Genomic DNA, 16,885 nt, shown 5'->3' with positions numbered 1-16,885 from the left:
GTAATCATTGCATTTGCCGCTCAATGCCCCAAAGTTTGTTGTGTCACAGGCTTCTCCGGAATCAATTCGCATATTCCCGCAAAGTGGTGCTTTTTTGCAATCTGATGTGTCAAGCCTGCAATTGCTGGCGCATTTTAAGTTGCCGTCATTGAAATCAACGCTGTAATTAGCGCATTTGCCGCTGTTTGGCACAAATGTCGAACTGTCGCAGCTTTCACCAACGTCAATTACAGAATTTCCGCATTTTGCTTTTTCAGTGCATGATGAAGTGTCTAATTCGCATTTTGAAGTGCATTTTAATGCGCCTCCTGCAAAAGTGCTGTAATTTGTGCAGCTGGTTATTTTTCCAAACAAGTTTCCGGGTCCAATTCAGCCAAACGGCCGGGCGGCATGGAAGCCAGAGCGCAAAATCCGGCCAACTCCCGGGCCTCGATGCCGGCGTGAAAACTCAGGGTTTCAAGACCCAAAAAACGAAACAGCGTTTCAATCGCTTCAGGCGCACGGGCCAGTTCCACGACGTCTCCGTTGTGCACGAGCCAGCGCTGATTCATCCAGGCCAGAATAATCGAGCCGTCCGGACTCGAGTCCAAGAGTTCTTTAAGCTCCTGATTGACCTTGGCCAAACCCTCGACGCAAATGGGATGCTTCGCGGGATAAAGCACGAAAAGTTTGGCCGCGGCGCCCAAGGATTTAAAAAATTCCTCAGCCAGAATTTTAAACGACGCCTGATGCGCCGTAGCGGGATGACCGTTGATATTCATACAGGCACGCTCCTTTGGCGCTGCCGGGCCAAAATCGCCAATCCCTCTTCGATGGCCGCATTGGCGGGATCAAGCTCTTTGGCCCGATTCAGCTCCTCAACGCTGCGGTCTAAGAGTTTCTTCTGGGCATAAACGAGGCTTAAAATCACATGCGCCCGGCTCTCCTGGGGGTTGATGTCCAACGCCTTCGCGCAGGCGGTTTCAGCCTGATCGTTATGCCCCAGGCCGACCAGGGCCCAGGCTAAATTGCAATAAGCCAGGCTGTGGCGCGGATTGATCTCAATAGCGCGGCGCAAGCAATCGGCCGCCTCCTCCCAGCGGTGTTTCTCGTTTAAAACGACGCCCAAATCATTATAGGCGCCGCCTAGGCAAGGATTGATGGCCAGGGCTCTATAAATGAGAGGGTTGTCCGGATCATAACCCAAGGACCGCCAATATTCATAACAATTTTCAGCGTCATCGGGATTGATCTCAAAAGCGAATCGGGCCTCCTGGCGGCGGCGCTGGGCATCGGCTTTAGGGCCGCGCCGCAACGCCAAGGCCATGGCCCGATGCGGCTCAGCCAGTGAGGGTGAAACCTGCAACGCCCGCTCGGCGCTCTGATAGGCGTATTCATAGCACTGCCGCGCCGAATCCGCGTGTCCGGCGAATTCCAAATAATAGCCCCAATAGGCGTAGGTCTCCGCCATAGCGGCCCAAGCCAAGACGAATCGAGCGTCCTGCTTGACGGCTTCGCGAAAATACCCCATGGCTTCCTGATAACCCTGGGATGTAAACAGCAGCAGCTTTTGGCGGCCCAGCCAATAGAGCTTGTACAGAGGCAACTCCTTGGCATCGATGCCCGGGGCATGAGGCATGTCGTGACCGTTCCCGATCGGATCTCCGTTTTTAATATTCATTTTATTCCCCCAAAATTATGTCCAACGCTTCATCCATGGAAGTTAATCCCTCCCCGACTGCGGCGAGCGCCGCGCTGCGCAACGTGGTCATGCCTTCCCTGACGGCCAATTTCGTGACTTTGTCCAACCCTGCCGACGTCAAAATCGCCTCGCGCATCGCCCCCGAAGACACGGGCATCACCTCAAAAACCGGGAATCTCCCGCTGAAGCCGGTCTTATGGCAGCGGTTGCAGCCGGTCGCAACGTAAACCTGTTTTAAACGATCGGGTTCATCGCCGCTTAAAAATTTGCGATCGTCGCCGCCCAATTCGCTTGCCTTCTTGCAGTGAGGGCACAGCCGCCTCAGCAGGCGCTGAGCCATCACCATGCGCAGGCTGGCCGCCAACAGAAAAGGCGCCAGCCCCATATGCGTCAGCCTGGTCACAGCCGCGGCCGCGGAGTTGGTGTGCAGGGTGGATAAAACCAGATGCCCGGTGACGGAGGCTTTGACCGCGATTTCCGCGGTTTCCAAATCGCGGATTTCGCCGACAAGCATGATGTCCGGGTCCTGCCTTAGGAATGAACGCAAGACGGATTCAAAGGTCAGATGGATATGCGGGTTGATCTGCACCTGGGAAATGCCCGGCAATTGGTACTCCACGGGGTCTTCAACCGTCATGATATTGACGTCCGTATTGTTCAAATGAGCGAGCACGGTATAAAGCGTCGTGGTTTTGCCGCTGCCCGTCGGCCCGGTGACCAGGATCAAACCGTGCGGGGAGCCGGCCGCCTGTTCGATGGCGGCCTGGTCGCGTCCGTTTAAACCCAAGTCCCGAACTTTGCCTTTTAATTTGCTCTGCCCGAGGATGCGCATGACGATTTTTTCTCCGTAAACACAGGGCAAGGTGCTGACGCGAAACTCGATTTTGCGGTCTCTCATCACGACATTGAAGCGCCCGTCCTGGGGCAGCCGCCGCTCCGTGATGGACAAATCCGCCATGATTTTAATCCGGGCCGCCAACTGCGCATGAAGCGCGGGCGGGAAGGTGCGCAGCACCTGAAGCGAACCGTCCAGGCGCACGCGGACAACAAGCTCTTTTTCCTGAGGTTCGACGTGGATATCCGACGCTTTCATGTCAACGGCGCGGATTAAAATTTGATTGACGACTTTGATGATGGGCGAAGCGCTGGAGAGCGCTTCCAACTGCAAGGCCTCATGAGCCTCCTGCGCCTTCTGCTGCTCCTTCCTGGTTTCCACCAATTGCAGAATCGCCTGGTCGTCGTCCGGCAAAAAGTCGGGCTCCATGGGAAAAGCCGGCGCCTGGGGCTCGATCGATTCTGCCGATGCCGGCTCCGGGGCTTCCGGCTCCGGAACCTGATCGGACGGCGGTTCCATCACGGCGCCGGCCATCTGAGGGCCCGCCGTCTCCGAGGCGTTTGATTGATGCCTTAAAGGATCGGGGGAAGCGGGCGGCCGGACGCTTTGCTGCGGCGGCAGGGGCGGGACTTCACTTGCCTGCCCTGAGCGATGACTGTCTTGAACCCGCCCAATGGAGTCATTGCCAGCGGCCGTTGGCTCATGAGGCTGGGCAGGCGTTCCCAAAACCTTGGCGACGGCGTCTAAAATCGTTTGATTAGGAATGGGTTTTTCCAAAAAATCAACAACGTCCATGGACGTCACGTCCCTAAGATGCCGGCGGTGCGTATAGCCGGTGAACATAATGATCGGGATCTTGCTTGTCTCGGGACGACTCTTGAGCTCCCTGATGAGCTCGTAGCCGTTTAATTGCGGCATATTGTAATCCACCAGCATTAAATGGGGATGTTTCTCCACCGCCAACTTCAATGCCTGGCGGCCGTCCATGGCGGCCACGACACGATAGGATTGGCGCTCCAAAAGGTATTTGAGCAGGCTTTGATAATCGCGGTTATCATCGGCGACAAGCACGGTCATCGGCTCCTGCGAATCATGCTCTTTATTCATCGCAACCCTCCCCCGGCAACGGTTTCGCCGCTGAATACTGTTAGGGACCCTACCATCATAAAGCAGTTTCGCCTAAAAAATGGTCTTGTCTGGGTAAAGGTTTTGTAGCGTTTTTATGAAGGGTGGAGCGGTCTAATTCACGTCGGCGTGCTTGCCGTTTTTCCTGCCGTTGCCGTTTTTCGTCGAACGTTCGCCGCCCTTCTCGGGCTGCGGAGTCAAATCCACGGCGACCGCCGCTTTGCACACGAATGTCTTGCCCATAATCAGGCGGCGTCCAAGGTCTTCGAGTTCCTGAAGGGCGAATTTTGGAACGTTATTGCGGTCCAAAATATTCAAGCACGTGGTCACGAATTGCCAGGAAGGAACGCGTTCGCCGTGCTCAATATAGGAAAGCCAGGCGGGTGAGGACTTAATGAGCCGGGAAAATCCGGTGACGCTTAAATTGGCGTACTCCCGAAGAGAGCGCAACGTAAAACCATAGCGCTTGGCGAGCCCCCCAACCTGGTTGTTTCCCATCATCTCCCCCATAAGCTTAAAGCTTATAAAAAATACCAGCGAATAAAAAAATTTGCAATGGGTGTTTTCTCACAACTTGGGCGGTCGTGATTAGAAATCGACGGTTTTAATTTTGATTTAATGAAGTCGATACTTTTTTGGAGGTTATCATCATGGAAAATGTTTACATCGTCGCCGCCGCCCGAACGCCGATCGGCGGATTCAACGGCGCGCTCGCCATGAGCTCCGCGCCCAAACTCGGCGCCGCCGCGATCAAAGAAGCTTTGAACCGCTCGGGCTTAAAACCCGAGGACATCGCCGAAGTCATCATGGGTAATGTGATTTCTTGCGGCATCGGACAGGCGCCGGCGCGCCAAGCCGCCATTTATTCGGGGCTGCCGCCGAGCGTCGGCGCTTTGACGGTCAATAAGGTTTGCGGTTCGGGATTAAAAGCCGTGACGTTGGGTTATCAAATGATCCGCGCCGGCGACGCCAAGGCCATGGTGTCGGGCGGCATGGAAAATATGAGTCAAGCCCCCTACCTCTTAGAAAAAGCCCGCACCGGTTATCGCTTCGGCCACGGGCAATTGATCGACGCCAATATAAAGGATGGATTGTGGGACCCCTACGATAATATCCACATGGGCAACTGCGCCGAGGCTTGCGCGGAAAAGCACGAGGTCACCCGCGAAGCGCAAGATGAATTCGCCATTTCATCTTACAAGAAAGCCCAAGAGGCTCAGGCCAAAGGCAGCTTCAAAGATGAGATCGTGCCCGTGGACGGCATCAACGAAGATGAGGAGCCCAAAAAATCGAATTTCGACAAGTTCCCGAAATTAAAACCGGTGTTCAAAGCTAACGGTACGGTGACGCCGGCCAATGCCTCCAAATTAAACGATGGGGGCGCAGCTGTGGTCTTAGCGAGCGAAAGCATGGTTAAAGAACGCAATCTAAAGCCTCTGGCCAAAATCCTGGGCTGGGCCCAGCACAGTCAGGAACCGATCTGGTTTACGACCGCGCCTGCGGGCGCGCTGCAGAACCTGAGCAAAAAAACCGGCATGGGGCTCGATGAATTCGATCTATTTGAAATCAACGAAGCCTTTGCCGTGGTCTCGTTGGCGTGCATGAAGCTCTTAAACCTGCCTCAGGAAAAAATCAATGTCAACGGCGGGGCCGTGGCCCTGGGGCATCCCATCGGAGCCAGCGGAACCAGAATTTTGGTAACCCTCATCAACGCCTTGAAGCAAAGAAATCTCAAACGCGGCGCCGCGGCCATTTGCCTGGGCGGCGGCGAAGCCGTGAGCGTGGGCATCGAGATTCTTAACTAAATCTAAAATTTCAGATTTGAAATTTTAGATTTAAAAAAGTGGCCAGCTACAAACGCTTTGAAGAACTGCCGGCCTGGAAAGAGGCGATTGATCTGGCGCTTCACGTTTATCAATTGACTGAAAAAGAACCGCTGTTTAAAACAAAAGCGGGACTCAAAAACCAATTGGAACGGGCGGCTTTATCCGTCTCCAATAATATCGCCGAGGGCTTTGAGCGCGGAACAACAAACGAGCTGCTTTCATTTCTTTACATAGCCCGCGGCTCGGCCGGCGAGGTTCGCTCCATGCTCTGCCTCATTGAGAAACTCGAACTTGCTCAAAATTTCAAATCTGAAATTTCAAATCTGAAATTCAAAGTCGAAGCCATTTCACGGCAATTGCGGGCTTGGGCGGACAGCCTGCAAAATTCCGGCATCCGCGGCCAGCGCCACTTCAATGAAAATACGCGCCTTCGCCTGGACAGAGAAAAATCCGGGCAAATCCTGCAAGCCGAGATTGACGTGCGGCTCAAAGAAGCCGGCTTCGAGCGGTCATCTCAAATTTGAAATCTCAAATTTCAAATCCTGTCTACATCTTAACCGGTGCGCGAACCCCTTTTGCGGCCTGGGCTTCGGGCAAAACAGGCGCGGGCCAAGCCGGAGGCGCGCTCAAACCCTATGATCCTTTCGACCTGGGAGCCGCGGCTTTAAAAGGCGCTCTGGAGAAATCCGGCCTCGAACCTCAACGCTTGGATCGCGTGGTTTTCGGCAATATGTACCATGTGGGCGCGCATGCGTGCTACGGCGGCCGCTATGTGGCGCTGCGCGCCGGAGTTCCCCCGGAAATTCCGGCCTTAACCACCAATATGGCCTGCGGCGCGGGCCTTCATGCCGTTTTGGAAGCGGCCCAAGACGTGGCCGGCGGTGAAGCCGCTCTGATCGCGGCCGCCGGAGCGGATAATATCAGCTTGGTGCCCCGGCGGGAAATTTTCGTCCCCTCTTTTAAAGATTTAGGCTGCGGCCGCGCCATCAGCAAAACAGCGGATGAATTGGCCGGTGAGTTCAACATCAGCCGCGAGGCGCAGGATCAATGGGCTTTAAGAAGCCACGCGCGCGCGGGCCTGGCCCGGCGACAGGGACGCCTCGGCGATGAGATTACGCCGGTGGGCGCCACAACACAAGACGACAATATGCTCGATGAACCGAATTTGAATTATTTTGCGCAGTCGCGCCCATTCGGCGACATCGGAAGCGTGACCCCGGCCAACACCCACGGCTTAGTCGACGGCGGCTCGGCTTTAATCCTGGCCGATGAAAAAACGACGCACGCTTGGGGCAAAAAACCCTTGGGCCGCATTCTGGCCGGAGCGTTCGCGGCAACGACGCCTGAGCGCATGGCCTGGGCCTCGGTGCCCGCGATCCGCGCCGCGCTCAAGCGCGCAGGTTTGACCATCGAACAAATCGATCTTTTTGAAATCAATGAAACCTTCGCCGCGCAGACCTTGATCGATATCCGGGAATTGGACATCCCTGAAGACAAAGTCAATGTCAACGGCGGTTCCATCGCCCTGGGGCATCCCTTCGGTGGCACGGGCGGGCGTTTGGTCCTGGGGCTCCTGCTTGAGCTGGGCAGGCGCGGTTTAAAACGAGGCGCCGCTTCCATCTGCGTGGGCGGCGGGCAGGGCGTGGCCATAGTTGTGGAACGCGCCTAATTTTTGAGAGGATAGGACGATGACCGAAAAAAAACTGCATCGCTGCGCGAATAATCGCTGGCTGGCCGGGGTCTGCGGCGGCATCGCGGAATTTTTCGGGTTGGATGCGACGCTCGTGCGCATCGCGTGGGTTTTCCTGACGCTGTATGCCGGCAGCGGCATCATCTTATATCTGGTTTGCTGGCTGATTATGCCCTGGCCTCCGGAACAAAAGGGCAAACTGGTCCATTAGGAGTTTTTTCATGAACGATAAAAGCCAAGTCATCGAACTCAACCTCAACCACGAACAGGAAGAAGTGAAATTAAACGCCCAATACCATCGCTTTCTATTGGCTGATTTACAGGAGAAGCTTGAAGCCGCCCGGCGGGGCGGCCCCGCCCAAGCCGTGGACCTGCATAAAAAGCGCGGCAAACTTACGGCTCGTGAGCGCATCGCGAAATTAATCGATCCGGGAACCGAGTTTCTGGAATTCTCGGCCCTGGCGGCGGTGGGCCAATATGACGATCAAGTGCCTTGCGCCGGTTTGATCACCGGCATCGGGCAGGTGTCCGGACGCGAATGCTTGATCGCGGCTAATGACGCCACGGTCAAAGGCGGCACCTATTATCCTGAAACCATCAAAAAACATTTGCGGGCCCAGGAAATCGCGCTGGAGAACCGCCTCCCCTGCATCTATTTGGTGGATTCCGGAGGCGTTTACCTGCCCCGCCAAGCCGAGGTTTTTCCGGACAAGGAGCATTTCGGCCGCGTTTTTTACAATCAATCGGTTTTGTCGTCCTTGGGCATCCCCCAAATCGCGGTGGTCATGGGCATGTGCACGGCCGGCGGAGCCTACGTGCCGGCCGTGGCTGATGAATGCGTGATTGTTCGCGGAACAGGAACGATTTACCTGGGCGGACCGCCCTTGGTGAAAGCCGCGATCGGCGAAGATGTGGATGCCGAGGAATTAGGCGGCGGCGAAATGCACTCTACGATTTCCGGCGTCACCGATCATTTGGCGGCTAATGACGACGAGGCGTTAAAAATCGCGCGCAGTATCGCCGAAAATCTGGGCGGCGAAACGGCGCCGGCTCCCCCAGACGTTGAGGAGCCGCGTTACCCGGCCACGGATATTTATTATGTGATCAACCGCGATTTGCGCCGGCCCTCCGACGCCAAAAAAATACTGGCCTGCCTGGTGGACGGGTCCCGCTTCCAGGAATTTAAAGCCAATTACGGCACGACCTTAGTCTGCGGATTCGCCCGCTGGATGGGCGTGCCCGTGGGCATTGTCGCGAATCAGGGAGTTCTGTTTTCCGAGTCCTCATTGAAAGGCGCGCATTTCATCGAGCTTTGCGGCCAAAGAAGGCTGCCGATCGTGTTCCTGCAAAACATCACCGGGTTCATGGTGGGCCGGGAAGCGGAGCAAGGCGGCATCGTCAAACACGGAGCCAAAATGGTGCAGGCGGTTTCGACCGTCAACGTCCCTAAAATCACGGTGATCATGGGCGCCTCCAACGGAGCCGGCAATTACGCCATGTGCGGGCGCGCCTATGACCCGCGTTTTCTGTTTACCTGGCCCAATGCGCGGATTTCCGTGATGGGCGCCGAGCAAGCGGCGGGCGTTATGGCTACTATAAAGGAAGCGCAATTAGCCAGGGAAGGCAAAACCCTGTCCGCCCAGGAAGCTCAAGCCATTAAAAAACCGGTTTTAGAGCAGTATGAGAAAGAGGGGCATCCCTATTACGCCACGTCCCGGCTCTGGGATGACGGCATTATCGACCCGGCGGACACCAGAAAAATCGTGGGCCGCTGCCTGAAAATCGCCGCCCGCTCCATGCCCGAGGGCCCGGCCCGCTACCCTGTTTTTAGAATGTAATGGCGGCGGCCTACTCCCAACTTCTGATTGAACGCCAAGGCCCTGTAGCGCGCGTCACCCTCAACCGTCCGGACGTCCGCAATGCCATGGATGAAACGACCTTTGATGAAATCATCCGTCTCTTTAAAGAACTGGGCGAAGATGAGGGCGTCAGGATCGCGGTGATCGCCGGGGCCGGACGGGATTTTTGCGCGGGCGGCGATATCAACTGGATGAAGCGGGCCGCCGGGTATAACCGGGCCAAAAATAAAAAAGACGCCGCTCGCCTGGCCAATATGTGCCGCGCCATCGATGAAGCGCCGTTCGCCGTGATCGGCCGCGTGCACGGCAATTGCTTCGGCGGCGGATTAGGGATTGTGGCGGCCTGCGATGTGGTGATCGCCGAATCAAACAGCCGTTTTTCTTTTTCCGAAGGCCGCCTCGGGTTGATCCCATCGGTCGTGTCCACCTTCGTCGCCCCCAAGGTCAATTTGGGACAAATGCGGCGGCTTTATATCACGGCTGAAATATTTTCCGCGGCCCAAGCCAAAGAAGCGGGACTGGTCCATACCGTCGCCCCTCTTGAAAATCTGGAATCCGCGGTTGAAACCGCGATCGCCGACATTCTAAAAACAGCGCCGCAAACCGCCCGGTTGGTCAAAGATTATTTGCGCCGTTTCGCGGATTTAAAACGCGCCCAGCGTTTTAATTATTGCATCGACACCCTGGCTCGCGTGCGAGCCACGCCCCAAGCTAAAGAAGGGTTCGCCGCTTTTTTGGACAAGAGAAAACCGAATTGGCAACGCTAAGTATTCAGATCACCGAGGTCGGCCCCAGAGACGGCCTTCAAAACGAAAAAAATACCATACCGACTCAGGCTAAAATCGCCTTTATCGACGCTCTGTCACAAACCGGGGTTCAGGAAATCGAGGCGGGCGCCTTCGTCTCTCCTAAAGCCATCCCGCAATTGGCCGACTCCGAAGAGATTTTTCAAAAAATCAAAAGAAAAAAAGGCGTCATCTATAGCGCCTTGGTTCCCAATGAAAAAGGCATGGAGCGCGCCCTCGCCGCTAAGGTGGACAAAATCGCGGTGTTCACCGCCGCCTCGGAAACGTTCAACCAAAAAAATATCAACGCCACGATTAAAGAATCCATCGAACGCTTTAAGCCGGTTTTAGCCCAAGCTAAAGCCGCAAAAATTCCGGTTCGCGGTTATATTTCCACGGCTTTCCATTGTCCCTATGATGGCCCTATTTCGCCGGATAAGGTTTGGCCGGTGGCTCAAGAGCTTTTGACTCTAGGTGTTGATGAACTTTCCATCGGCGACACCATCGGCAAAGCCAACCCCGATGAGCTCAGGCGCCTGCTGAACATTCTGCTGAAAAACATGCCCAAAGAAAAAATCGCCCTTCACTTTCACGACACTTACGGCATGGCCGTCGCCAATGCGCTGACCGCTTGGCAGGAGTTCGGCATTGTTCGTTTTGACGCTTCGGCCGGAGGATTAGGCGGCTGCCCCTATGCTCCTGGAGCGGCGGGTAATGTGGCGACCGAGGATTTGCTTTACGCTTTATCATCAATGGGGGCCACGGTGCCCATTGATTTAAACGCTTTAGTCGCTGCGCTGGCGGCGCTGGCGCCGCACCTTGGCCGGCCGATTACTTCGCGGGCCGCCGGCCGCCTGAAAACCTGACGTTTTATTCCTCTTCCCCTTCAGAAGAAGACCAAGCCCCGTCCCATTCCTGCGCCATGATTTGATCGCAGTCCGCGCTTTCGCCGCTTCTGATCCCATCGTCCGCTTCATCATAAGCAGCCCCGGAACCCGCGGTCGTCAAGGCTTCAGCCACTTCGGCCTCATTGGGACGCCGACCCATGCGGCGGCCACGGGTTTCAACATTGGAAGCCCTCGCTTGAAGATCCGCCAAGCGCCCATCAATAACAGCCGTTAAACGATCAAAAAATTCGGGCGCGCGAACGCGCGCAAAATCATCGGCTCCCCCCTCTCCACGAACATGGCCCACAAAACAGCGCCTCAACCAAAGAAGATCGGTATAAGGCTCGCTGGATTGATCAGCCAAACGCCTAAACGTGCGCGGCACGGAAGAAAATTGCTGATGCGCCGTGCGCGCCCTGTCTCTGGCGGCTCTGGCGTTGTAGAGCCGGCTGCCCCTGGTTGTCAGTTCATAACATCGATCGGAATAGGTTACTCCGTCTGATCCTGAAGCCCGCATCGGCCGGCAAGCGGCCACCAATTCGCTGTTGCTGACATCAGGAGGCAAAGCCGCCAACGCCGCTTCCGCGCGCTCCAATGCCCTGCGCCGACGCGATGCCTCGCGGCCGGCCAAGGTCGACCAAGCCTCGATCCTGGCATGGGTGGTCGCCGCCTGCATAATCGTGTCGTTTAATTTGGAAAGGGTGTCATGGACTTTCCAAACGGGAGACAGGGAAACCGGCCCTGTCGACGCCAGCACCGGAGACGCCGCTTCGGCGCGCGCCGCCAACCACCGGCCACATTCGCCCACGTCTTCTCCACCATCTCCTACAAGAGAATCGCGCATAATGGTAAAGACTGCGTCGTGAACGGAATTGCGCACAATCTCCCCCCGCAGTTCCTCGCGCCCGTGCAAAGCGCATAGAGAATTTATATCGTCGGATGAAATCTCATCAAGGCATTGTCGAATTTCCTCATCAGTTGGATCGCTCGAATCCGGCCCCCGCTTTGAATAAAGGCAGCCGTCAAAATCAATCAGGATATTTGAAATAGCGGCCTGAGACAACGAAACGCCCAACATGAGCAGCCAGGTTAAACAAAACCATTTCTTCAACATGTCATTACTCCGCGCCCAACCTAAATTTCTTCCCCTGTTAATGATTAACAGCAAATCACCGCGAATTCAAGGGGGTCATTTTCATCAACCGCAGGATTTGATTAACTAGACCCGATGAGCCAGCGCCACATTGTGTTTACGGGGTTCCCCGGCTTTATCGGCCGGCGATTGATTGCGCGACTGCTGAACGAAGGAAATGCGCCCCAAGTCACCTGCCTGGTCCAGCCAAAATTTTTGGACCAGGCTAATGCGGACTTGGATAAGCTCCGACAAGGGCGTTCCGGGCTCAAAGCCACGGCTGTGGCCGGCGATATCACGGACCAGAAATTAGGCTTAACCCCCGAGGTTTACGAGCGCCTGGCCGCCTCCGCGACCGAAGTCTGGCATCTGGCCGCGATTTACGATTTGGCCGTTCCTTACGAGTTCGCGCATAAGGTTAATGTCAAAGGCACGAAAAATATTCTGGCCTTTTGTGGGGCCGCCAAGAATTTTGAAAAACTGGTTTATTACTCCACTTGCTACGTGGCCGGCGACCGTTTAGGCTTAATCAAAGAAGACGAGCTTGATATGGGGCAGGGCTTTAAAAATAACTACGAATCCACCAAGTTCCTGGCTGAGATCGAAATTCGCAAAGCCATGGCCGACGGTTTGGCTGCGGTCATTATCCGTCCCGCAATCGTTGTCGGCGATTCCAAGACGGGAGAAACGGATAAATTCGACGGGCCTTATTTCGGCATGCGCATGATTTGGAAATTAAAATGGCTGCCCGGCGGGCTTCCGCTGGTCGGGCCTTCGGACGCCGAGGTCAATCTGGCTCCGGTGGATTATCTCGTGGATGCCACCATGGCTTTGGCGCGCAAAAAAGAGGCCATCGGCGGCGCCTTCCAAATCGTAGACCCCAAGCCCATGCTGGCCCGCGATATTTACAGTCAGCTCTGCCTTTGGATCACCGGAAGACCGCCCCTGCCCTTCTCCATCCCGGCCAAACTCTTCGAAGCCATGATCATCGGACCGGTCAAAACATGGCTGGGCGCGCCCAAGCAAATGGTGACTTATTTCAATCACAAGGCCAAATATGATTGCGCCCAAACGTTGTCCATGCTCAATGGAAGCGGGGTCGCCTGCCCGCCGCTGAAGAATTACCTGGAAACCCTTTATCGTTATTGGCTGACCCGCAAAGACGAGCCGGGCCGCCTGGCCAAGGCTTAAAAATCAGCGTTCAAATTCGCGCGCGGCCGAGGTGAACGACCATGGCCCTGAGCCGCAAGTCGCGGCGCTTTGCTTTTCAATTTGCAGCGTGGTATCCGAGGTCATTTGAATGATGACGGACATGGCCGGAGCCGGGCCGCCGTAACGAAGAGAAAAAGAATCGTAACAATAGATATCGCCGTCCGATAAAACCTCATCAAAATCGCGATTAACCAAGCCGCTGTGCGTGGGCGTAAAAAAATAAACGCCGGAAGAAAGACCCGGCGCCAGGGAATTGCCTACGGAAAAAGCCCCTTTCTCAGGTTCGACATTGTCGTGAACCAAAGCCAAATGCGGATCCTCGGGATACATTTCCGTGGTGCCTGAAACGTACCATTTGCCCTGAGCTTTATCAGGCTCATCCTGCTCAACCTCGCCGCAAAGCGGATCAACGGTTCTCAAAAGGGACCCGTCCCAAGTGCCCAAGCGCGCTTCCAAGGCATCGGCCACTCCGGATGAAAAATAATCGACGGGACAAACGACTTGCAGCGCCTCGCAAGCGCCTGCCGGAACGCCGGAAGGACAAACGCGCGCGGTATTGGCATACGGCAAAGCCGGCACCCGAAAATCAAAAGCGCCCATATCCAAAGCATTCTGCCCCGGCCGTCCGGCCGTGCCCAGACGCTGCCCGGCCCTGATCCTGACCCGCACTTCTTTGCGGCAATAATTGAAAGTCTCGCCTCCGGTGGAATAGCTATGGCAATCCGCAGCCGCGAAGTCGCCGATACGATGAAGGAGTTTCGGCGGAATATTGGAAACGTGCCCAAAGTAATATTTAAATTCCCGGCAAGGTGAGATGGCGATTTGATAATCCGTAAAACCCGCGCCCACATGTTCCGAAGCCGCCACTTGGGTGATCCAGCCGTCACTGGGAGCCACCACAGGCACGGTCGCCGGATCGCTACCCGAACGGCGAATATAAAAATACATATGGTCCGTGGGAAAAACATGGCCCGTTGGATTGAGATTGCCCAAGGGAACCAAGCCTAGAAAATCGCCCATGGCCAACGGGGATTGAGTCAGTTCTGGCCCGGAACCGCAGGCGGGGATACGCTCCGGCCTCTCTTCCCTGCTCTCAGGGACTTTGCCTTTTCCCTTCCCCTTGCCTTTTCCGCCGGGGTCGGCCCAAATCCCCCCGGCCAACAAAAAAACCGCCGCGCACAAAAATATTCGCTTCATGAGTCAAGCTTAACAGCCGGATGAGTTCAAATCAAGGGAGCGTGAAGATTCGCTGTTTTTGGCCGCAAAATACACGCCCGCCAGAATTAAAACCCCGCCGGCCGCGCTCCAAAGTGTAAAACGATCCCGATGAAGCCCGACGCCCAGGATCACGCCGACCAAAGGCTGAAGAAAAATAAAATTGGCGAGCAGAGAAGCGGGGACAAGCTCAAGACCCTTGTTCCATACGATGGTCCCCAGAAAGCTCACCCCCAGCCCCAAATAAACCAGGCTGGCGACGGCAATAAAGGAGGAAGAACCGACGCGAGGCGCTCCCATGGTCGGCAACAGCATCAAGCTCATCGCCGCCAGACCGAAAAGCGTGGTGATCGCCGTAAAAATCATCGGATCAACCCGGCGCAATACCGGTTTTCCGACAATGGAATAAAGCGCCCAAAGAATGCCATGGAGCAAAAGCAGCAAATCTCCGCGCCAATGAGGCGCGATGGACACGTTGACGAAGGGAATGCCCTGGCAGACAATGAACGCGGCCCCGGTCACGCCGCCGGCGATGGCGATTATTTTCAACAGGGTCAACGGCTCGCGCAAAAATACGGCTGAAAGCAAAACAATGGCCACGGGTTCGGTCCCGATTAATAAAGAAGCATTGGTCGCAGAGGAGAGTTTTTGGCCGATATTGCCGATTAATAAGGGAGCGGCGTACCCGAAAACGCCCACAAACGCCATCCGAGCCCATTCTTCGCGCGTAAACTTCAGAGGCCGGGCAAGGAACAAAAACGGCAGAAACAGAACAGACGCGAGCAGAGTCCGCCAAAAAACAAGCTCAAGGGGTGAAAAAGCTTTTAGGGCGTAACCCGCAAAAGCATAGGCCGAACCCCCAAGCACATTGGCGGAAACAAGCAGAAACAAGGCCCGGCGAGTGATCACTGGGGGGTTCTGATTTTTAAATAGAGAACCGAAGAAGAAAGCAAAAGACTGATGGAATTAGCCGCGATCAAAGCCGTGTCTTTTTTTAGGAAGCCATAAATCAGCCAAAGCGCGATGCCGAAGGTCAACAAAGAGTACATCCCCAAAGACAAGTCTTTGACCTTCCTGCTGCGCCAGCTTTTGAGAACCTGGGGGACATAGGAGCTTGTCGTGCAAGCGGCCGCAGTCAATCCGAGCCAAGTCAATGTGTCCACTCTATTTTAGTCACATATCCCAGGTCGTGGGTTCTCATGCGGATTAAGCTCGATAAGATCAGTGCAACGCTCATTGGTGCGGCTATTGCATGGCCAGCGCCATTCTTGGTTTCTAAAGCAGTCTAAAAGAATACCGTAATGAAATGGAGAAATCCATGCGCCGCTAGAACCAGAAAAAGATCGCTGGCCATTCATAAAATCCTTGGCATTGGGCCAAAAAATTGTCTCAGATATGGGGTCATAACCAAACTCGCCGATCACCCTTTCAGGCAACTGCCCATCGCTCGTCAAAGCCGGCGCATAGTTGGTCTGATATCTGGGATAGCGGATGCCTCCCGGATGCCTGAGCCCGCAAACAGCATGGCCAAATTCCTCGGCGACATTAGTCGAATCACTGGTGCCAAAATACACGGCCGCGGCTCGGCGCAATGGTCTACCGCATCCTACTTCCCTGGCGCTATTGGGAAGAACGGCTACGACGACAGCGTCTCCAACCAAGGGGCGATAGCGGTGCTCTTCGAAATCAATGAATCCTGCGGCTGACGCTTGCGTAGAGCTGAAAACCAACGAACTGATATTAAAACCGGCCACCGGCATCAATCTTGCGGCAAGCGCATTCAAGGATGTCCTTATAGTACCTTCAGGCACTGCCGGAGTCACCACATTGCCCTGCGCGTTCACGAGCTGAACCCTAAGTTCGACGACGTCCACTTTATGAATCGCCTCAAACTCGATAGACCGCAAGAGGGCATCCGAAGAAACAATCGCTTGATCTGCGGTCCGTTTTAAGAAAGCACTGATTTGAATCTCCATTTTACCGCGGCTCCACTGTGATGGAATCGTAAAATTAAGCGTGTGTGCAATGCGACCGCGATCAATCTGGTTCGCCGCCAGCGCAAGGGCCCGATTGCGAGACTCGATCATGTGTTCCTCAACTAATCCCCGCGGCGAACGAAGGCGAACCAGCAGTTTCCCGCTAATAAAAACAGGCGCTGACTCGTTTATCAAAGACTGGGGTGTATTGATATAAACTCGAATGCCGGTCGGTTTTCCTGCTATGAGAGGGACGGAATTGTCAGGCTTTGGGCCAGCCTCCGGAGAGCCGGGGATGGGAAGAAGTTGGGATTGAAAATACTGAATTGCCTGATTAAATTCGACGCCGACGATTTTGATGCTGGATACGCTGTCAAGGCAATCGGCAAGCTCTTTTTTGAGACGATTCCTCCGATTTTCCAGTTTTCGAATTTCCGTTCGGATAGGACCTTTATTTTTAATTTCCGGATCGATTAAAAAAGTTTGCTGGTCGCTAAGAGCCGACTCTACAGCATTAAGCTCCTGCTCAATAGACTCGCAGTCTCGAAGGCCATAAATATCCAACGATAAGCCAAAAATAATCAAAAAAATTGGCAACAAAACCAGCGTCAAATATTTCTTATCGCTAAGATCAAAAATCATATTAATCCTTCCCTCTCAAG

18 protein-coding genes are annotated in these 16,885 nt (G+C 54.9%); 9 read left to right on the top strand and 9 right to left on the bottom strand.

Going from position 1 to position 16,885, the window contains the following annotated elements; genetic code table 11:
* Positions 1 to 175: 175 nt before the first annotated feature.
* Positions 176 to 325 carry a hypothetical protein gene (locus HYT79_06875; GenBank protein MBI2070311.1) on the top strand — a complete coding sequence of 50 codons (150 nt, stop codon included), beginning with the start codon at positions 176 to 178 and terminating at the stop codon, positions 323 to 325.
* Positions 326 to 338: 13 nt separating this feature from the next.
* Here HYT79_06875 and HYT79_06870 read toward each other — a convergent pair whose 3' ends face one another.
* The 4 genes from HYT79_06870 to HYT79_06855 form a co-directional block, all read right to left on the bottom strand.
* Positions 339 to 761: a hypothetical protein gene (locus tag HYT79_06870; GenBank protein MBI2070310.1), complete on the bottom strand. Its 423-nt coding sequence runs from the start codon at positions 759 to 761 to the stop codon at positions 339 to 341.
* Positions 758 to 1,660 (bottom strand): tetratricopeptide repeat protein, encoded by a 903-nt coding sequence (locus HYT79_06865; GenBank protein MBI2070309.1) that lies wholly within the window; start codon positions 1,658 to 1,660, stop codon positions 758 to 760. Before HYT79_06865 ends, HYT79_06870 begins: the two co-directional genes overlap by 4 nt.
* A gap of 1 nt (position 1,661) precedes the next feature.
* Entirely contained in the window at positions 1,662 to 3,623 is a 1,962-nt protein-coding gene (tadA, locus tag HYT79_06860; protein ID MBI2070308.1) for a Flp pilus assembly complex ATPase component TadA, read from the bottom strand.
* A 132-nt stretch (positions 3,624 to 3,755) separates the two neighbouring features.
* Complete coding sequence (locus HYT79_06855) at positions 3,756 to 4,142, bottom strand: helix-turn-helix domain-containing protein (protein MBI2070307.1); 387 nt, start codon at positions 4,140 to 4,142, stop codon at positions 3,756 to 3,758.
* 149 nt (positions 4,143 to 4,291) lie between these two features.
* On the opposite strand from HYT79_06855, the gene HYT79_06850 reads away from it, so the two are divergent.
* The 7 genes from HYT79_06850 to HYT79_06820 are packed head-to-tail and all read left to right on the top strand — an operon-like array spanning position 4,292 to position 10,667.
* Positions 4,292 to 5,446 (top strand): thiolase family protein, encoded by a 1,155-nt coding sequence (locus HYT79_06850; GenBank protein ID MBI2070306.1) that lies wholly within the window; start codon positions 4,292 to 4,294, stop codon positions 5,444 to 5,446.
* A 38-nt stretch (positions 5,447 to 5,484) separates the two neighbouring features.
* A complete protein-coding gene (locus HYT79_06845) occupies positions 5,485 to 5,991 on the top strand; it encodes a four helix bundle protein (GenBank protein MBI2070305.1) in 507 nt (168 codons plus the stop codon).
* Positions 5,988 to 7,136: a thiolase family protein gene (locus HYT79_06840; GenBank protein MBI2070304.1), complete on the top strand. Its 1,149-nt coding sequence runs from the start codon at positions 5,988 to 5,990 to the stop codon at positions 7,134 to 7,136. Before HYT79_06845 ends, HYT79_06840 begins: the two co-directional genes overlap by 4 nt.
* 19 nt (positions 7,137 to 7,155) lie before the next feature.
* The gene (locus tag HYT79_06835) at positions 7,156 to 7,368 is read left to right on the top strand and encodes a PspC domain-containing protein (protein MBI2070303.1); all 213 of its coding nucleotides are present in this window, start codon (positions 7,156 to 7,158) and stop codon (positions 7,366 to 7,368) included.
* A 10-nt stretch (positions 7,369 to 7,378) separates the two neighbouring features.
* Complete coding sequence (locus tag HYT79_06830) at positions 7,379 to 8,995, top strand: methylcrotonoyl-CoA carboxylase (protein MBI2070302.1); 1,617 nt, start codon at positions 7,379 to 7,381, stop codon at positions 8,993 to 8,995.
* A complete protein-coding gene (locus HYT79_06825; protein MBI2070301.1) occupies positions 8,995 to 9,783 on the top strand; it encodes an enoyl-CoA hydratase/isomerase family protein in 789 nt (262 codons plus the stop codon). Before HYT79_06830 ends, HYT79_06825 begins: the two co-directional genes overlap by 1 nt.
* Positions 9,771 to 10,667: a hydroxymethylglutaryl-CoA lyase gene (locus HYT79_06820; GenBank protein MBI2070300.1), complete on the top strand. Its 897-nt coding sequence runs from the start codon at positions 9,771 to 9,773 to the stop codon at positions 10,665 to 10,667. The genes HYT79_06825 and HYT79_06820 overlap by 13 nt, the downstream gene beginning before the upstream one ends.
* A 4-nt stretch (positions 10,668 to 10,671) precedes the next feature.
* Here HYT79_06820 and HYT79_06815 read toward each other — a convergent pair whose 3' ends face one another.
* A complete protein-coding gene (locus tag HYT79_06815; GenBank protein MBI2070299.1) occupies positions 10,672 to 11,802 on the bottom strand; it encodes a hypothetical protein in 1,131 nt (376 codons plus the stop codon).
* Between the two features lie 114 nt (positions 11,803 to 11,916).
* Here HYT79_06815 and HYT79_06810 point away from each other — a divergent pair, with 114 nt between their 5' ends.
* On the top strand, positions 11,917 to 13,011 hold the full coding sequence (locus tag HYT79_06810; GenBank protein ID MBI2070298.1) for an SDR family oxidoreductase: 1,095 nt from the start codon (positions 11,917 to 11,919) through the stop codon (positions 13,009 to 13,011).
* 3 nt (positions 13,012 to 13,014) lie between these two features.
* On the opposite strand, the gene HYT79_06805 is transcribed toward HYT79_06810, so the two are convergent.
* From HYT79_06805 to HYT79_06790, 4 genes are read right to left on the bottom strand one after another with little or no spacing between them, the layout of a single operon-like run.
* Entirely contained in the window at positions 13,015 to 14,229 is a 1,215-nt protein-coding gene (locus tag HYT79_06805) for a hypothetical protein (GenBank protein ID MBI2070297.1), read from the bottom strand.
* 9 nt (positions 14,230 to 14,238) lie between these two features.
* Positions 14,239 to 15,156, bottom strand: a complete 918-nt coding sequence (locus HYT79_06800) for an EamA family transporter (GenBank protein MBI2070296.1) — start codon at positions 15,154 to 15,156, stop codon at positions 14,239 to 14,241.
* Entirely contained in the window at positions 15,153 to 15,410 is a 258-nt protein-coding gene (locus HYT79_06795; protein MBI2070295.1) for a SemiSWEET transporter, read from the bottom strand. The genes HYT79_06800 and HYT79_06795 overlap by 4 nt, the downstream gene beginning before the upstream one ends.
* A gap of 6 nt (positions 15,411 to 15,416) precedes the next feature.
* A complete protein-coding gene (locus HYT79_06790; protein ID MBI2070294.1) occupies positions 15,417 to 16,865 on the bottom strand; it encodes a hypothetical protein in 1,449 nt (482 codons plus the stop codon).
* Positions 16,866 to 16,885 lie beyond the last annotated feature (20 nt).

This window comes from Elusimicrobiota bacterium (assembly GCA_016180815.1).
Taxonomy (GTDB): Bacteria; Elusimicrobiota; Elusimicrobia; order JACQPE01; family JACQPE01; genus JACPAN01.
This window is presented reverse-complemented; position numbering and strand designations above follow the sequence as displayed.

What these genes read in the sequence shown, in the direction of transcription:
- HYT79_06865 (MBI2070309.1), bottom strand. Translation starts at nt 1,660, where the DNA reads ATGAATATTAAAAACGGAGATCCGATCGGGAACGGTCACGACATGCCT.
- HYT79_06870 (MBI2070310.1), bottom strand. Translation starts at nt 761, where the DNA reads ATGAATATCAACGGTCATCCCGCTACGGCGCATCAGGCGTCGTTTAAA.
- HYT79_06790 (MBI2070294.1), bottom strand. Translation starts at nt 16,865, where the DNA reads ATGATTTTTGATCTTAGCGATAAGAAATATTTGACGCTGGTTTTGTTG.
- HYT79_06805 (MBI2070297.1), bottom strand. Translation starts at nt 14,229, where the DNA reads ATGAAGCGAATATTTTTGTGCGCGGCGGTTTTTTTGTTGGCCGGGGGG.
- HYT79_06810 (MBI2070298.1), top strand. Translation starts at nt 11,917, where the DNA reads ATGAGCCAGCGCCACATTGTGTTTACGGGGTTCCCCGGCTTTATCGGC.
- HYT79_06815 (MBI2070299.1), bottom strand. Translation starts at nt 11,802, where the DNA reads ATGTTGAAGAAATGGTTTTGTTTAACCTGGCTGCTCATGTTGGGCGTT.
- HYT79_06825 (MBI2070301.1), top strand. Translation starts at nt 8,995, where the DNA reads ATGGCGGCGGCCTACTCCCAACTTCTGATTGAACGCCAAGGCCCTGTA.
- HYT79_06855 (MBI2070307.1), bottom strand. Translation starts at nt 4,142, where the DNA reads ATGATGGGAAACAACCAGGTTGGGGGGCTCGCCAAGCGCTATGGTTTT.
- HYT79_06835 (MBI2070303.1), top strand. Translation starts at nt 7,156, where the DNA reads ATGACCGAAAAAAAACTGCATCGCTGCGCGAATAATCGCTGGCTGGCC.
- tadA (MBI2070308.1), bottom strand. Translation starts at nt 3,623, where the DNA reads ATGAATAAAGAGCATGATTCGCAGGAGCCGATGACCGTGCTTGTCGCC.
- HYT79_06850 (MBI2070306.1), top strand. Translation starts at nt 4,292, where the DNA reads ATGGAAAATGTTTACATCGTCGCCGCCGCCCGAACGCCGATCGGCGGA.
- HYT79_06830 (MBI2070302.1), top strand. Translation starts at nt 7,379, where the DNA reads ATGAACGATAAAAGCCAAGTCATCGAACTCAACCTCAACCACGAACAG.